At 38.6% G+C, this 17879-nt stretch carries 12 protein-coding genes; 9 read left to right on the forward strand and 3 right to left on the reverse strand.

What is annotated here, in order from left to right; all coding sequences use genetic code 11:
- Positions 1-62: 62 nt before the first annotated feature.
- Both RHO14_07370 and RHO14_07375 read left to right on the forward strand, forming a co-directional pair.
- A complete protein-coding gene (locus RHO14_07370; protein ID WVD70173.1) occupies positions 63-1025 on the forward strand; it encodes an aldo/keto reductase in 963 nt (320 codons plus the stop codon).
- A 235-nt stretch (positions 1026-1260) separates the two neighbouring features.
- Entirely contained in the window at positions 1261-1896 is a 636-nt protein-coding gene (locus tag RHO14_07375; GenBank protein ID WVD70174.1) for a hypothetical protein, read from the forward strand.
- Positions 1897-2286: 390 nt separating this feature from the next.
- Here the strand turns inward: RHO14_07375 and RHO14_07380 are convergent, their stop codons facing one another.
- From RHO14_07380 to RHO14_07390, 3 genes are all read right to left on the reverse strand, one after another.
- The gene (locus RHO14_07380) at positions 2287-3120 is read right to left on the reverse strand and encodes a VanW family protein (GenBank protein ID WVD70175.1); all 834 of its coding nucleotides are present in this window, start codon (positions 3118-3120) and stop codon (positions 2287-2289) included.
- 40 nt (positions 3121-3160) lie between these two features.
- Positions 3161-3592, reverse strand: a complete 432-nt coding sequence (locus tag RHO14_07385; GenBank protein WVD70176.1) for a hypothetical protein — start codon at positions 3590-3592, stop codon at positions 3161-3163.
- 374 nt (positions 3593-3966) lie between these two features.
- The gene (locus RHO14_07390) at positions 3967-5178 is read right to left on the reverse strand and encodes an MFS transporter (GenBank protein WVD70177.1); all 1212 of its coding nucleotides are present in this window, start codon (positions 5176-5178) and stop codon (positions 3967-3969) included.
- A 409-nt stretch (positions 5179-5587) separates the two neighbouring features.
- Here RHO14_07390 and RHO14_07395 point away from each other — a divergent pair, with 409 nt between their 5' ends.
- The 7 genes from RHO14_07395 (at position 5588) to RHO14_07425 (ending at position 17793) form a co-directional block, all read left to right on the forward strand.
- A complete protein-coding gene (locus RHO14_07395; protein ID WVD70178.1) occupies positions 5588-6436 on the forward strand; it encodes a methylated-DNA--[protein]-cysteine S-methyltransferase in 849 nt (282 codons plus the stop codon).
- Positions 6437-6814: 378 nt separating this feature from the next.
- On the forward strand, positions 6815-9058 hold the full coding sequence (locus RHO14_07400; GenBank protein WVD70179.1) for a class I SAM-dependent DNA methyltransferase: 2244 nt from the start codon (positions 6815-6817) through the stop codon (positions 9056-9058).
- Positions 9055-10320, forward strand: coding sequence for a restriction endonuclease subunit S (locus RHO14_07405; protein WVD70180.1), 1266 nt, complete (start codon positions 9055-9057; stop codon positions 10318-10320). The genes RHO14_07400 and RHO14_07405 overlap by 4 nt, the downstream gene beginning before the upstream one ends.
- Positions 10321-10398: 78 nt before the next feature.
- Entirely contained in the window at positions 10399-13641 is a 3243-nt protein-coding gene (locus RHO14_07410) for a type I restriction endonuclease (protein ID WVD70181.1), read from the forward strand.
- A gap of 64 nt (positions 13642-13705) precedes the next feature.
- Positions 13706-14167 carry a hypothetical protein gene (locus tag RHO14_07415; protein ID WVD70182.1) on the forward strand — a complete coding sequence of 154 codons (462 nt, stop codon included), beginning with the start codon at positions 13706-13708 and terminating at the stop codon, positions 14165-14167.
- Positions 14168-14500: 333 nt separating this feature from the next.
- Positions 14501-16837, forward strand: a complete 2337-nt coding sequence (vgrG, locus tag RHO14_07420; GenBank protein WVD70183.1) for a type VI secretion system tip protein VgrG — start codon at positions 14501-14503, stop codon at positions 16835-16837.
- A complete protein-coding gene (locus RHO14_07425; protein ID WVD70184.1) occupies positions 16837-17793 on the forward strand; it encodes a hypothetical protein in 957 nt (318 codons plus the stop codon). Before vgrG ends, RHO14_07425 begins: the two co-directional genes overlap by 1 nt.
- The last annotated feature ends 86 nt before the right edge of the window (positions 17794-17879 follow it).

Below are 17879 nucleotides of genomic sequence, written 5' to 3' on the forward strand. Positions count from 1 at the left end.
TTAGATAAATAACGTGATAATTTTAAGCAGTATGATAACTTTGCTGCAATAAGGATCATAATATGAATTATATAAAACTTGGCAATTCTGATCTAAAGGTATCTCGTTTTTGTTTGGGCTGCATGAGCTTTGGTGATCCCGCTAGCAATATGCATGCATGGACGTTAGATCCCGTAAAAAGTGAAACGATAATTAAGCACGCGCTCGATTTAGGTATTAATTTTTTTGATACGGCAAACACTTATTCAGCCGGAACTAGCGAGGAATATCTTGGTAAGGCAATCAAAAAAAATATCGCTCGAGATAAAGTAATACTGGCAACCAAAGTCTATTTTAATGAAGGTCACCTTTCAAAAACGGCTATTTTAAAAGAGGTAGATCGTTCTTTACAGCGTTTAGGCACTGACTATATTGATTTGTATATTATTCACCGTTTTGACTATACCACCCCGATAGAAGAGACGATGCAAACGCTTAATAGCCTAGTAAAAAAAGGTAAGGTTCGAGCACTTGGGGCATCTGCAATGTATGGTTATCAATTTTATAATATGCAGCTTATTGCCGAGCGAGAAGGCTTTGCCCCCTTTGTTTCAATGCAAAACCATTATAATTTGCTTTATCGTGAAGATGAGAGAGAGCTGATCCCTATTTGTAAACAGCAAAATGTATCATTAACACCCTATAGCCCCCTTGCCGCAGGGCGATTATCAAGGCCGCAGTGGGAAAGTACGACGTTGCGAAGCAAAACAGACAAAACAGCGATTGAAAAATATGATCGAACTCAAGATATTGATGCCCATATTACCATTCGAGTTAAAGAGCTATCTGAAAAATATGGCGTAACAATGACACAAATTGCATTAGCTTGGCTTTTTGCTAAAGGCGTGACAGCGCCGATTATTGGTGCAACAAAGTTGGAATATATTAACGATGCAGTTGGTGCTCTAGATATTTCACTTTCAGACAGCGATATTCATTATCTTGAAGAGCTCTATACTCCGCACCCCATTGTTGGGGCAATTTAATGACTGATATTGATATATTTTAGATTGTTAAAGCTATTTATTGGGCGGTTAAATTCAAAAAACAGTTGGCACCAAACTAGCCTTTGATGCTGTTAGCTCTGGTTAAATCAAAAAGAATAGGGTGCCAACTAAAATCTAACCGAGTAATCTTATTGTTAGGTTGTTTAGATAATTTAATTGATATATAAACTAACTTTATATATCATTCTTGCTTTAAAATTTATAGATAATTATCATGAACGAATCATTTCAGTTTAGTGGATTAGCAAGAAATCAAATCCAGTGTTTGATATATGTGTCTTTAACGATTGGTTTTTTAATTGGTGGAGCAATCTTTTTTTTACTCGCTCAATATTTAGTATTTACGATGGGCATGACCGCAAGAGATACCCCATGGCTTCCTTATGTTATTTTTGGTAGCCTTTTTATCGGAGTCATTGTTCCTGCAATTTTAGCTGCTATGTACCTAAGCCGTGTTATGAAAAAGACATGGACCATTAAATTTACGCCAATTGGGATCACTATTCATCAGCAAAATAAAGAACCCGAGATTTATACCCTAACAGAATTAAAAAAGATCAACCTCACTAAAGTTAAACTATTAATGGGTTTTAACCGAGGTGTTCAATTAGCATTTAATTCAAAAAAAGTGGCGATAAATGTTGTTAATTCCCCTATTTTATTTGCATCAAATCAACAAGATAAAGCCCAATTTCTGTTATTTATCGATTATTTATACTCACATATTATCGAGAGAGAATTTGAATTAAAAGAAAGGAATAGGCTGATATCTGAAATATTACAAACATTAGCTGATAATACATTAATTGAACATAAGCTTACGTTTATTAAAAAACAGTCATCTTTTTAAACGTTATGTTGAAATAAAGTTTGATAGGGTAAACGGATATTTGTGTGTACAACTACCAAATCGATTAATGTCTACTAATTAAAACCTCGTTCAAAAGTTATCGTAACCTATGTTTTTAATGTAAAAAAGCACTTAAATCCAACATCTAAGTGCCAATCTAGTTTAAAAAAGGCTTGATAAGATGTTTTATATTTAAGCCGTTTTCTTAGGCACTGATTAAGCCGATTTTTAATAAATTTTGTTCAAATTTAGCCTATAGGCTTTGAGTGACAGATGTTTTTTTCATAGGTTACAACGTGATTAATATTATGGCATCTCGGTCGTTCGTTTTGTAAACCAAATGTTGGTAGATCAGATGCCGATGTTTGCATGTGGTTTATTATTATCGTATCAATTTTGTACCCTTTCTTTATCAACAGAGTATTTTACTACCACTTTATTTTTATAAAGCATCGTAGAGTTTAAACAAAGCGCGGATCCTCCAACATTTTGTTTTGTTAATACATCACGCCAAATTTCATTTTGACGATAAATGATATCTTGTTTTTTGGTAAATGCATGTTGTTTTTCATATACGTGGTAGGTGTATTCACGGCTATGATCACAAAGCAATTCACCTTCAAGTTGGTTTTCACCCACGGTAAATACCATTTGAAAAATATTATCGGTAGGATTATAGAGTACTAAATCAATATAGTTATAAAAAATTGCTGCACCAGAACCAAATGGTAATACCCGTCCTTCGTCAGGAAAAGGATCAAAACTGTGATTAGCACGTTCTATTATTTTTAATTCAGAATGCAATGCTAACCAATGAATAAGGTTGCTAATTTGACAAATACCGCCACCGATCCCTTTTCGTGCTTCGCCAAATGATAACTCCATTCCCTCAACAAATCCTTTTTTTTGAGTTGGTTTACCTACTAAGCGGCAAAAAGAGAAGTATTCACCTGGTTTAATTAATACGCCATTCAATTTTTTAACAGCAATTTTTAAATTGATTACTTTATTATATTGCAGCTTGATATCACTATCGCCCAATCGGCGGATTAATTTTGATGTGTGTTTTTTATAACGATGTGGTAATCGTAGCTCTGTTTCGCAATGTAAGCTATATTTTCTACTAGAAAAAGACCAATGCAACCATCGAAAAAGACGACGTTGATTCACCCTTAACCAATAAAGTAACGGATGGTAATGAGAAAGTGGTTTTTTATTAAACATTAATGTATCGTACTCCATATTGTATGATTTGGCGGCATCGTCAAGTTAATCTTTTAATTTTACCGATAACACTATGTAATTTTCGAACACTCAAATCGGTGATAATAGGCTGAACAGGAAAAAAATTTTTCTTAATAATAGGAATATTTGAAAGGCGCAGTAAATCAAGTAAATTAGCAAATAAACAGCCAGAACTCCAACCTTCACCAGTAAATAAATATTCATTTTCGTCTAAGTCAAAGTTATGACGAAAATTATCCTCACCATCATCGGGATAATTAAAATCAACATTAAAAGTTTGTTCAATAACTTCAAGTAGCTCAATGCCATCATCACCGGAAATACCAAGATCTTCTTCAAGCAAAGTATCTGGAGTAATGATAATATGAATTAATCCCTCACCCCAAAAATCAATAATAGCTTGTATCACTTCATCAATTAACGGCTCGGTATGGAGTAATTTAATTGTCATAAAATATGTATTTTCATTTTACTATTACCAAAAAAAGCTGAGTAGGGAAGTTATTTAAACATAAAAAAAGCTGTTAACAACAAGTTTTAAAACTTGGCGTTTAAAGTGAGATTTAATTATTTAATATTAATTGTTAAAAGTGCATTGCGATGAGGTTCCTATTATTATAGTTATTTTCCATACGTTAAACCGCGTTAAGTTTAACATGGTTTTTTTATCATAAAAAGAACCGAAAATGTATCAGTCATTAGTATTAGTTCATAGCGATGTTAACTTTCGCCCTGTTAATATGCCTTTTCAATCAAAGTTTACGTGTTTTATGAAAATAGATTGCGTTCTACGCTAAATAACAACGCACTTTGATAACTTTACTATTATTTTTCTGCATCTGATAAATTTTTTAATTTAGCTGGCTTTGAAAAAAGAATAATGACTAGCTGAATAAAAAAACCGATAAAAACAGCAGAAATACACCCCTTAACACCAAAACTTGTACTTATCGATACACCTACCGCCGCCCCTAAAGGCCTTGCACCAAAGGTAACCGTCATTATTACCGACGATATTTTGGCTATCATATTATTAGGGGTAACTAACTGCCTTAGCGATACTGTCGATATCGTCCATATAATAGGGCCAAATCCAAAAAAGAAAAATGAAATAAAAACCAATATGTTACTTGGATATATCGTCGTTAAAAATATTAATACTGATGCGATAAAAGCAGATATAGGACCTAAAGTCAGTTGCAAGCCAAAGTGTATTTTTATCGATATAAACTTATATAGAAATGATCCTATTAACATTCCTAAACCGAGTAAACTTAGTGAAAACCCAACTTCAAAGGCAGTAAAAAACAGATTATTTATCACATAATAGGAAAAAATCGATAGTAGTAAATACAGTGATAGATTAAAGACAAAAGCGGTGATAGTTATCGGCATTAAATATTTGTTGTTGGCTAAAAAAACAAAACCATCACATACTTCTTGAATTATATTTCTTTCTGATTTTGCTTGCGCTAACTCCTTAGGTAAACATATTAGGAAAATAGCGCTTATTAGCGAAAGCATAAAAGCCAATATAAACGCTAATGCCCCAGAAAAATAACCGGCAAGGATCCCGCCTAAAGCGGGGCCAGCAGTAAAAGCCACACTTTTAGCAATTTCTATTGCTCTATTGGCATTAATCAATTGTTCTTTTTTTACAAAAGATGCGACTAAAGCGGGATTTGCTACACTATAAATAACAGTACCCATTGCTATAAAAAATCCAAAAAATGCAATTTTGTTTATTGACAGATTTTTTGAATACATCAAATAAAATAATATAAAAATAGCGGCTGCACGAACTATTTCTATGACGATCATTAGTTTCTTTCTAGATACTCTATCTGCAAGTATTCCCATTGGAATCGATAGTAATAGAAACGGTAGGGTATTAATCATTTGTATAAATGCCGTTTCAGATGCTGAAGCATGCATCGATAGCACCGCTATAATCGGAAGCACGGCTATAATTATTTGTTCTGAAAACTGCGCAGATAAATTTGAATAAGACAGTTTACGAATTATTAAGTTGTTCATTTTAGTTTCCATTCTTTTATTGTTTAGATCTTCCATTCGTCATTGTCCTTATGTTTATTGCTCAATTATATTTGCATTTATACCAGCTTATAGACAATCCAGATCTTGCTGAAATTTTTTATTGTCTATTTTTAATGCGGTTAATCGCTTTATAAAATGAAAGTATTTATACGTGAGGAGTGATCGGTGAACGGTAATATTTAGCGTAGTTGTTATCTGTTTTTAGGATTAGGAAAATCTCGATTTCCTTTTAAACAGCAACAATCAGATTGTTATGCTCATATCAAATTTATATAATCGAATAATGAAAGTGAAAATAAGACAAAAATTTAAACAGTAGCGAAGAAAGTTATCAAATATTGCTGCAAAGCTTATTCTCACAAGCGTTGATAATTAAATGGATATCATAATGAAAACACAAAAAGAGGTAGATTTTGAGCGAATTAAAAAAGCAATTACCTATATTGATATGAATTATAAGTCTCAACCGATGTTAGATTTGGTAGCCGAACATGTCTATTTAAGCAATTATCATTTTCAGCGAATGTTTTCTGATTGGGCAGGGGTTAGCCCTAAAAAGTTTTTGCGTTACATTAATATTGTTCACGCGAAAAATATTTTAAAACAAGATGATATCTCATTACTAGATACGACTCATGCTTTAGGGCTATCAAGTACAAGTCGATTACATGATCTATTTATCAGCATTGAGGGTATGAGCCCTGGTGAGTATAGAAATGGCGGAGAAAGTTTATTAATTAATTATAGTTTTGCTAATAGTCCGTTTGGAGAGGTTATCATTGCTTCAACGACAAAAGGGATTTGCCATGTTGCTTTTGTTGATGATGAATGTCTATCGCTAGAACAATTAATAGCGCATTATCCTAATGCACAATATAGGCAATGCACCGATAAAATTCAGCAAAATGCACTCTTTATATTCTCGCAGGACTGGTCGAAACTAGATAAAGTAAAATTACACCTTAAAGGTACAAATTTTCAAATTAAGGTTTGGGAGGCTTTATTAAAAATTCCAACGGGAAAGTTATCGACATACGCAAATGTTGCAAAGAGAATCGATAATCCCAAAGCTAGCCGTGCAGTTGGATCGGCAGTTAGCCATAATCCCGTTGCTTTTTTAATACCTTGTCACAGAGTAATAAAATCAACCGGAGTCTTAGGTCAATATCATTGGGGAAGTGATAGAAAAATGGCTATGATTGGTTGGGAAGGAGTTAGGTCAAACGATCCAACATAAAAATCAGCGTGATAATGTGGCTGCTCTGCATCGAAATATATTAACGCTTATTATATTAAAATAATTCTTGCTAAAAAGAATCAGCCATTAAGTAACCAAATCTACTCATGATATTGAATAAAATCTCGTTCAAAAGTTATCGTAATAGCTGTTTTTAATGTAAAAAACTATTTTAAATTACATTAAGGATCGTGAGTACTTAACTAAAATTGATGTTAATGAAGATAAAGCAAGGAATCATAGTTATGGGAGGCTGTTTGGTAAAAGTTACTGACTATTATCTTTTCGTCAATAGCAGTTAGAAAAATCGACATTTGCGATGACTGTTGCTATTATTTACCGTATTAAACTTTACATTAGCGATTAAGTCTTTCAATCATGACAAATAACTTCTCACAAACAGCGGCTTTCCTTTGGTCGGTTGCTGATCTTTTGCGTGGCGATTTCAAACAATCACAATATGGCCGCATTATTTTACCTTTTACTCTGCTGCGCCGTTTGGAGTGTGTATTAGCTGACAGTAAAGAGAAGGTACTGAGTAAATATCAAGAAGTTAAGCTGATGGATCTATCGGAAGAGATGCAAGAAAAAATGCTGCTTCGTGAAATAGCGCCGTTAACTTTTTTTAATATTTCGCCGATGGACTTAAAAAAACTAGGCCAAGCGGATATTAAAAAAAATCTAAACTTCTATATCCAAAGCTTTTCCAAACATGCCCGTGAAATTTTTGAACATTTTAAATTTGAAGAGTTTCTCACTCAGCTTGAAGACGTTAATCTGCTTTATAAAGTGATTCAAATCTTCGCCAATTATGATTTAAGCCCTAAAGCAATTTCCAACCATGATATGGGGCTGGTGTTTGAAGAGCTTATTCGCCGCTTTGCTGAAAGCTCAAACGATACGGCTGGGGAACACTTTACCCCGCGTGATATCGTCAATTTAACCACCGCACTGGTTTTTTCGGGCGATGATGAAGCGCTCAGCAAAGACGGTGCCATCCGAACGATTTATGACCCAACAGCGGGAACCGGCGGATTTTTATCGGCAGGCATGGAATATCTACACGAGCTTAATCCCAAGGCCATCATGCGTGCTTTTGGCCAAGAGCTTAACCCCGAATCCTATGCTATTTGCAAAGGCGATATGCTGATTAAAGGGCAAGATGTACAACAAATCAAACTGGGCAACACCTTATCCAATGATCAGTTAGCGGGCAAGCAATTTGATTATATGCTGTCTAATCCGCCTTTTGGTGTCGATTGGAAAAAAATCGAAAAAGAGATCAAAGACGAAAATACGGTTAAAGGTTGGAATGGTCGATTTGGTGCAGGCTTACCACGCGTCTCTGATGGCTCGCTACTTTTTTTGCAACATTTAATCAGTAAAATGTATGATAGCCAACAGGGCGGTAGCCGCATTGGTATTATTTTAAATGGTTCACCACTCTTTACTGGTAGCGCCGGCAGTGGTGAAAGTGAAATTCGCCGGTATATTTTAGAATCGGACCTATTAGAAGCGATTATCGCACTGCCAACCGATATGTTCTACAACACCGGCATCTCGACTTATATCTGGATCCTCAGTAATAAGAAAAGCGTTGAGCGTAGGAAGCATATCCAACTGGTTAATGCGGCAAGCCTAGCGAGCAAAATGCGTAAATCATTAGGATCTAAACGCCACTATCTGGATGACGCCGCCATCAACGCGATTGTTAAAGCCTATGGTGAACAATTAAATGGCGACAGCCCACATATTGATGGCTTAACCAGCAAAGTTTTTGCATCCCATGAATTTGGTTATCGCCGTATTACCATTGAACGTCCACTGCGCTTATCAGCACAAATGAGTGATGAACGCCTTGCCAAATTGCGTTATGCGCCAAAACCGCTCAATGCCATTATGCAAACCTTAGTTGAGCATTATGATGGACAATTTTTTACTAGCAGCGAAGCCTTGCACGAAAAAGCCGTCGAAATACGCGCCATGATCAAAGCCGATTTTAGCGAGTTAAAAGAGACGCAAATTAAAGATCTGTTAAACATCCAAACGTGGCAGGATCAAACCGAACTATTTAATAAAGCCAAAGCGTTACAAGCGGTTTTGGGTACAGCCCAGTCTAACGATTTTAACCACTTTAATGAGGCCTTTAAAAAGGCAGAAAAATCGGCCAATGTTAGCTTGACCGCCAAAGAGCGCAAGCAAATTATCGAAGCCATCACGTGGAAGAACCCTGAGGCTGAACCGATAGTTAAAAAAATAGTTAAAACCGCCGTCAATCCGCTTTATGGTGCTTGCCCATATCACGGTAAAGTGGTGGAATTTGAGCAAGATGGTGATTTGCGCGATTATGAAAATATTGCACTTGATCCAACCGTAACCACGACCGAGCTAATTGAGCGCTATGTAAAAAAAGAAGTGCTGCCCCATGTTGCTGATGCTTGGATCAATACGGATAAAAAAGATGAAAAAGATGGCGAGATTGGCGTAGTCGGCTATGAGATCCCGTTTAATCGTCATTTTTATGTTTACCAACCGCCCCGTGATTTAGCCGCGATTGATGCCGATCTTTTTGCTATCAGCCAAGAGATTATGACGCTACTTGAAGAGGTTCATTCATCATGAGCACATTAGCTAAATACCAAACCTACCCAGAATATAAAGATTCTGGGGTTGAATGGTTGGGGGGAATTCCAAGTGATTGGGAATTAAAAAAATTAAAATATTTATCTCGTATTAAAACTGGTGATAAAGATACAGTTAACGCTGTTGAGGATGGTATATATCCTTTTTTTGTCAGATCACCTCATATAGAAAGGATTAATTCATATACTTTCGATTGTGAGGCAGTATTAACGGCAGGGGATGGCGCTGGTGTTGGTAAAATATATCATTACGTTAATGGAAAGTTTGGCTGTCATCAAAGAGTTTATGCACTAACTAACTTTGCTTATGTTAATGGGCGGTTTATATATTACTATTTGCTGGCAAGTTTTTATAAAGTTGCTTTAGATGGTAATGCAAAATCAACTGTTGATTCTTTACGTTTGCCACAATTTTTAAATTTTGAAATTACATTTCCTGATATATTGATTCAGACAAAAATTTTAGCATTCCTTGATTATGAAACCGCTAAGATTGACCAGCTTATTGAAAAACAACAAAAACTGATTGAACTTTTAAAAGAAAAGCGCCAAGCCGTGATTAGCCACGCGGTGACCAAAGGGCTTGATCCTAATGTTAAAATGAAAGACTCCGGTGTTGAATGGCTCGGCGAAGTGCCGGAGCATTGGAAAATTAAACCTTTTAAACGTTTTTTTAAAATTCGTAAAAGAATAGCTGGCACGTTGGGTTATGATATTTTATCAATTACTCAGCGAGGAATAAAAATTAAAGATATAGAAAGTGGTGATGGACAGCTTTCTATGGACTATTCCAAATATCAAATTGTAAATGAAGGTGATTTCGCAATGAATCACATGGATTTACTAACCGGATTTGTTGACCTTTCGCCATATCTTGGAGTAACAAGCCCTGATTATCGAGTGTTTACATTAGAAGATTCTTTATCTGAACCTCAATATTATCTATATTTATTACAAATGTGTTATATCAACAAAATATTCTATCCACTTGGTCAAGGCGCAGCGAATATTGGTAGATGGCGATTACCAACAGAAGCTTTTAACGAGTTTAATGCACCTGTGCCACCAAGTGCAGAACAAAATAGTATTTCTATCTATATAAAACAAAATTTGAGTTTATATTCCTCATTAGTAGAAAAGGCAGAGCTCCAGATCAATTTATTAAAAGAGCGCCGCACCGCGTTAATCTCGGCGGCGGTAACGGGTAAAATCGATGTGCGTGAGTGGCAGGCGCCTAACTAGAAAATAACAGCATAATCCATTAAGATGGTATAACACGGCCAATCTTAACAACGTCATAAATGGTGAAGGAATACGAATATGGACAAGGCAAAAGAATCCACGTTTCAGCAGGACATCATCAACCAAATGCTGGCGCATGGCTGGCAACTTGGTTCGCCCAAAAATTACAACCGTGAACGCGCCTTGTATGAAGCGGATCTTGTCACCTTTGTCAAAAATACCCAGCCCAAGGAATGGCAAAAGTTTTGTGAGCGTTATCCGCAAAATAACGAACAACAATTTTGTGAAGCAGTGGTGAAGCAGCTTCAAAAAGCCGATATCAATGCCACCAACGACGCATCACGTAAATTTGGTACGCTTGGGGTATTGCGTCATGGCATCAAAACAACGCCTGCCCACTTCTTTTTATGTCAATTTAAACCGGAAAATACGCTGAATTCGACCGTGCTGGCCAATTATCAACACAATATTTTACGTATTGTGCCGGAGTTAGTGTATAGCCCGCATACTAAAGCCGATATCGAGAGCTTAACCGGTAAAGAAGCGAAAAAATGGCGCATTGATTTAGTGTTATTTCTCAATGGTTTACCGATTGTCACCATGGAGTTGAAATCTGAGTTTAAACAGTCGATTGATAATGCGATTCATCAATATAAAACCACGCGACTGGCTAAAGATCCGGCAACTAAAAAAATTGAACCGCTATTAACCTTTAAACGCGGTGCATTGGTGCATTTTGCGGTCAGCCAATACGAAGTGTATATGGCAACGCACTTAAAAGGAGCGGATAGCTATTTTTTACCGTTTAATAAAGGCACCCAAGATGGTGGCGCCGGCAATGAGCAACCGGCAGATCTTAATCGATATGCTACTGATTATTTGTGGAATGAGGTGCTGACAAAAGATCATTTATTAACGATTATTGGTCACTTTATCCATTTGCAAATTAAGGACAAAGAGGACTGGCAAGGCCTTAAATATAAAGAAGAATCGCTGATTTTTCCGCGTTTTCACCAATGGGATGTGGTAGCAAAACTGATTGAATCTGCCAAAACCGAAGGGGTAGGGCAAAAATACCTAATTCAGCATAGTGCGGGCTCTGGCAAGTCTAACTCGATTGCTTGGACAGCTCACCAGTTATCGAAATTAACCCAAGACAATGGCAATAAGCTATTTGACTCGGTGATTGTGGTGACGGATCGTAATGTGCTTGACTCGCAGCTGCAAGATACCATTTATCAATTTGAACATGCCGAGGGCGTGGTTGAACCCATCAATAATAACGTGGGGCAAGGCAGTAAATCTGATAAATTAGCCCATGCGCTAGCGCATGCCAAGCCGATTATTATCGTCACCATTCAAACCTTTCCGTTTGTATTAAAAGCGATTGAGGATGATGTTTCATTAAAAACTCGCCGTTATGCGATTATTGCTGATGAGGCACACTCTTCGCAATCGGGTTCCACTGCAAATAAACTAAAAGAAGTCTTAATGGTTGATGGCGAAAATGAGCTTCAATCTTCCGAGGATAATTTCAATGCTACCGTTGAGGCAAAAGGGCCGAACAAAAACTTAAGTTATTATGCGTTTACGGCAACGCCAAAAACCAAAACCATAGAACTGTTTGGCCGGGTGCCTGATCCTACCTTACCGCCGTCTAAAAACAATAAGCCAGAGGCGTTTCATGTTTACTCTATGCGCCAAGCCATTGAAGAAGGTTTTATTTTGGATGTGCTGCGTAATTACACCAATTATAAAGTGATCTATCAGTTGCGCCAAAAGCTGGCCGCGCGTGACGAATCCGTTGATGAGAAAAAGGCTAAAATTAAGCTCAATAAATGGGTGCGCCTGCATGAGCACAATATTTCACAAAAAGTGAAAGTGATTATTGAGCATTTTAAACAGCATATTTCGCATTTATTAGCTGGGCAAGCCAAAGCCATGGTGGTGACCAGTTCACGCAAAGAGGCGGTGCGTTATAAGCTCGCCTTTGATAAATATATTGCCGAGAATCATTACCCCGATATTACGGCGATGGTCGCCTTTTCGGGCGAAGTGCTTTTTGATGAACACGATGCCGATAGTCACCATTTGATCGGCGAAAAATTCACTGAAAATAAGATGAATCCGCAGCTCAAAGGGCGTGAAATGCGCAAAGCCTTTGATAGTGACGATTACCAAGTGATGATTGTTGCCAATAAATTCCAAACCGGCTTTGATCAGCCCAAACTTTGTGCCATGTATGTCGATAAAAAACTGGGCGGCGTTGAGTGTGTGCAAACACTCTCGCGGTTAAATCGAACGTATCCCGGTAAAGCGGAATCGGGTACCTTTATTCTCGACTTTTTTAATGAGCCCGAGGATATTCTCGCTGCTTTCCAACCGTATTATCAAACTGCATCGCTAGAAGATGTAACTGATCCTGATTCTATTTTTGATCTTGCCGATAAAATTCGAACAGCAAAAATTTTTACGTGGGCCGAAGTGGAGCAGTTTATTGACTGCTTCTTTACGACCAATAAAACAGCGGCCGCGATTAGCAATATCTGTAAACCCGCGGTTGAACGTTGGCGCAAGCAATATGAACATGCTATAGAGACTTATCAAACCAGTCTTGATATGCTTAAACGGACCAAAAAAACCGAAGATCCGGTTTTAATTGCCAATTCGGAAAATTCTTTAGCGATCATAAAAATTGAAAAGGATCGGCTTGAGATGTTCAAAAAGGATTTAGGCACGTATGTGCGCGCCTATGAGTTTTTATCGCAAATCGTCGATTATGGTGATGCTGACCTTGAAAAACTTAGTATTTATGCCCGCCATCTACGGCCAATGCTGCGTGAGCAAATCATTGCCGAAGATGAGATTGATTTAACTAATGTGGAAATGAGTCACTATCGCTTGTCTAAAATTCGTCAGCAACCCCTTAAGCTTAAAGAGGATCAAAACGTCTATTTACCGCAAGGTGGTGAAGCGGGCACTGGCCGTGCGAAAGATCAAAAAGAGACGTTTTTATCGGTGATATTATCACGACTTAATGAGGTGTTTATCACGGATCATTTGACCAATAAAGATATGATCAACTATGCGATGAGCATTAAAGATAAATTATCGGAAAACAGAACAGTGATGACGCAAATTAGAAATAACACCCGTGAACAAGCCATTCTTGGCGACTTTTCTGCGGCAACTGACAATGCCATTTTTAATAGCAGTGAAGCCCATAAAGAGCAAATGAAGCAATTACTGGGCGATGAAGGAAAAATGAAAATATTCCAAAATATTATCTTTGATTTATTAGTAAGAGAATTAGGGCAATAGTCAAATTTATAAACTAAGATCTACGATTAGATAATACTCTTCAATATTTATTATGAGAAAGAATATGACAATAAATCTTGATTGCATAAATGGTTATCTTGATGCAATGCGTTGCTTAAATGTCGGACCTAATCACTGTTGTAATTATATGATTACATTACTTGATAACAAGGGCGATTTTACTCAAACCTTAGCCCATTATTTTCAATCTATTCCAAATGGACAAGGAAAATATTTTGACGCAGCACTCTGGCACATCAGTCCGAAACAGATCACCGTTGATGAATTTATACATCAAATTGATAAATGGTTTTTTAATCAGAATTATTCACCTACCGTGCACCAAGAAAACGGAAATTCGGCAACTTTAGGTTTTCTTGATACACTATCCCCAATAGCATTAACGAAATGTTATTTATATGAAATTAAAACCATTCCGCCTATTTGGTATGCCACGCGGTGGAGTGATTTACTGTTAGCTCATCATGAAAACTATTATTTACTGCATTTTGACCTAGATGATTAACGATTACCATAAAATAACAATAGGATAAAAAGTGGGCTAAAAAGTTTATTTACAAGTAATAAAATGACCTAAGAAGATAGGCGCTTCTCAAGCGTTTGAGTGAGCAAACTTACTTGTACTATCAGTTTTTATTATGTTATAAAGTAAGTAGGTGATTTTTGCGGAAAGAGTATAAAACTTTTCAGAAATATCTTTCATTTTTTTAACAATGGTTGCATATAGCAAATATAAAGATAACTGTTAAATTTTAGCTAAATATAATTTATAATAGTAACCGTTATCGACTAAAAAAATCAATTAAAACGAACGTAATCGGATGAATGGAGTCTTACCATGGTAAGTACCTTAATAGATAAAATTACCGGTCAGCAACACAATCATTATCTCCTTTCGCTTGCAGACCAAGCGGTGCCGCTTTCAGTTTTATCTCTCCAAGGTGATGAACAGCTTAATCAGCCATGGCGTTATACGATAACCTTCACCAGCGTTGATAAACACATTGCTATTGACAGTGTCCTTAGTCAGCCCGCCCGTTTTACCTTTTTAGCCCCCAATATTACCCCGCAAGTCACGCAAATCAGCTCCCTTGATAAACCAGCAATAAACCGCACCTTATATGGCGTTGTTACCGAGTTTAGTCAGTTATCGGTGGGTATAGATGAAGCGCATTATCAGGTGGTCTTGCAGCCACGGCTGGCCCTGTTTGCAAGCGACCATTACAGCGCGATTTACCAAAACCAAAGCGTGGTTAGCGTGGTTGAAGAGGTGCTGCGCCGGCATGGTTTTACCGGCGTTGATTACCGCTTAGAGCTTAAAGACAGCTACCCAGCGCGCGAGTTTATTACCCAGTGGCAAGAGAGCGACCTTGCGTTTATTCAGCGGTTACTTGCCGATGTTGGCATATGGTTTCGCTTTGAAAGCCATAGCGAACACAACTGCGATGTGCTGGTACTCAGTGATTACGAGCAAGGTTTTGACGATGCAGGGAGCATTGCTTACACCTTGCCAAGTGGCATGGTTGATAAAGCCCGTGATAGTGTGTGGGATTTACAGTTTCAAAGTCACAGTGTGCCACGTCAAGTGATGGTGCAAGACGATAACTACCGTCAGGCACAAACTGATATGTACTCGCTGGTTAACAGCCAGCCGAAAGTGACCACCACCTCAGGCACCAACTACCGTTATGGTGAGCACTTTAAAAGCAAAGGTGATATCAGTATTATTGAAAGCGGCAGTTGGTATGCCGCTATCCGCCATCAGCAGCACATTAGTGACCAAATTATTATCAGCGGTAAATGTAATGACTACCACTTAACCGCTGGGCAACGCATCATTGTCACCGGTAGCCCGATGAACGGGATTAGTGAAGGGATTGTTATCTTATCGACTGAGTCCTACGGTGACCGCAGTAAGTCGTATGAAATACAATTTACTGCTATTCCCTACAACGTATTAAAGCCGTATCGCCCACAGCCCCTGCCTTGGCCACAAGTCAGGGGCACACTACCTGCACGAGTAACCAGTCCTGATAATGACACCTATGGCTATATTGACACCCAAGGCCGTTACCGGGTCAAATTTGATTTTGACTTAAAAACCTGGCGCAGCGGTGAAGAAAGTTTATGGGTCAGGCTGGCAAAGCCCTATGCGGGTGATACTTACGGTTTTCACTTTCCGTTAATCGATGGTACTGGGGTTGCTATTGCGTTCACGGGTGGTAATCCCGATAGGCCGTATATTGCCCACAGCTTACATGACAGTAACCATCCTGACCACGTCACCACCGCCAACAAACACCGCAATGTGCTTAGAACGCCGGCCAATAATAAACTGCGTATGGATGATAAGCGCGGCCAAGAGCATATAAAACTTGCTACCGAATACGGCAAAACTCAGCTCAATATCGGTCACTTAGTTAACAGTGAAAAAGAAAATCGGGGCCACGGCTTTGAGCTACGCACTGATGAGTGGGGCGCGATTCGCGCGGCGAAAGGGCTCTATATTTCAACTGAGGGCAAATACCGCGCTGATGGTGATGTGCTTGATATTGACAAACCGATAAGTGAGCTTGAGCAAGCGCTTCATATGGTGAGTAAGCTTAATGAACAGGCCAAAGCGGCGAAAGCATCCCTCGCTGATTTACAAACCCAACAACAGCTACTTGAGGAAAAAATCAAACAGCTGAGTGAGGCGGCACTCTTACACTATGCGCCGGCAGGGATAGCCACCGTGAGCCCTGACAGCATTCAACATACCGCGGGAAAAAATATTATCCATACTGCGCAACAAAGCGTTGATATCACCGCCTTTAAACGATTTATGGTCAATGCGGGTAATCGCATTAGCCTGTTTGCCAGTAAAATGGGCATGACCCTGTTTGCTGCTGAAGGGAAAGTGGATATTCAGGCGCAAAATGATGAGCTACACCTTACTGGCAATAAACACGTTAAATTAACCAGTATCAATAATGACGTCACCGTATCGGCTCGCACCAAACTCACGTTAAGCTGCGGCGATTCAGCGATTGTGATTGAGCCTAATGGCATTAAACTGATATCACCCGGCGATGTTGAGGCGTTAGCTGCAAGCCTTGGCGTCGCTGGGCCATCAACCCTAAGTGTGCCTGCCCCCGAGCTGCCGTTAGGTGCCAGTTGTGAGGAACAGTTGTAATGAACGATGAGGCTATCCTCACCCAATTATCTACGGTGTATCAGGTACTGCAAACCGAACTTAATGACCGGATAACGAAAACGCACTACCGCTATGTACTTTTTGATAGGCTTGGGGTCGTGAGTGAGCTGTCGCCCCTTTATAACGACGCCCTACAAGATACCGTTGCCCCTGAATTATTGGCGGTCATTAAGCGTCCCGAGCTTGCACACAACTTAGATAGCTGCCCACTGCTCGTTTGCTTGGCAGAGCCCGGTGAGCCATTAAATGCGACACTACTTTTAGCGTCATTAGCCCAAATTAAACATGACCATTTAACCCGTAAACACTACGTGTGCGGCTTTATCACTAGCCCATTGCCCCCAGAGGCGCTTGCTGGTGAGCTCCTTGAGTCTTGCCTGCGAGCAGGGCGCGCACTCGGCAGTGCTTTCTTACCGTTTTATGAGCCATTTACCCTCGATGTGCTTTATCACAGTTATGATGCGCCGGCGTCTCATCTTGGGACGTTACTTCCTGCTGATACGCGTTACTGCTTTGTTGACAGTGATATTGAAGCGCACGTTTTTCACGCTATGTCTTATTTAGATGAGTCCGATTTCACCCTGCGCTTTGTGAATCAAACCTTGCGTTACCACTTGCTTAATCAAATGACGCTCTATGGCTTAGTGGTGACTTGGCACGATTTATGTGAAGCGCAAGATAAGCCGTTAGTGCCTCATCTTTTATCGACGATTATCGGGTATTTTTATGACTCACAGGCAACGCAATTGGTTAATCCGCGCGATAGGCGAGCCTACGTCTTATTTTCACTGCAATATGGTCAGTTAACAGCGAGCAAGCGTTTATCGTATTGCATTGATGAGGTGATTAACCATGAGGATAAGCAAGGCCTACTGGGTGAGTTATTAAGTCAAGAGCGGCAAGCCCTTGAGGCATTAACAAATAATCAACAATAAACAGAAAAAAGCAAACAATAAGTAACAAGCAGTAAACAACAGACAACAGACAACAAATAATAGATAACAAATAACAAACAATAATA

Source organism: Orbaceae bacterium lpD04 (genome assembly GCA_036251935.1).
In the GTDB taxonomy this organism is placed as follows: domain Bacteria; phylum Pseudomonadota; class Gammaproteobacteria; order Enterobacterales; family Orbaceae; genus Orbus; species Orbus wheelerorum.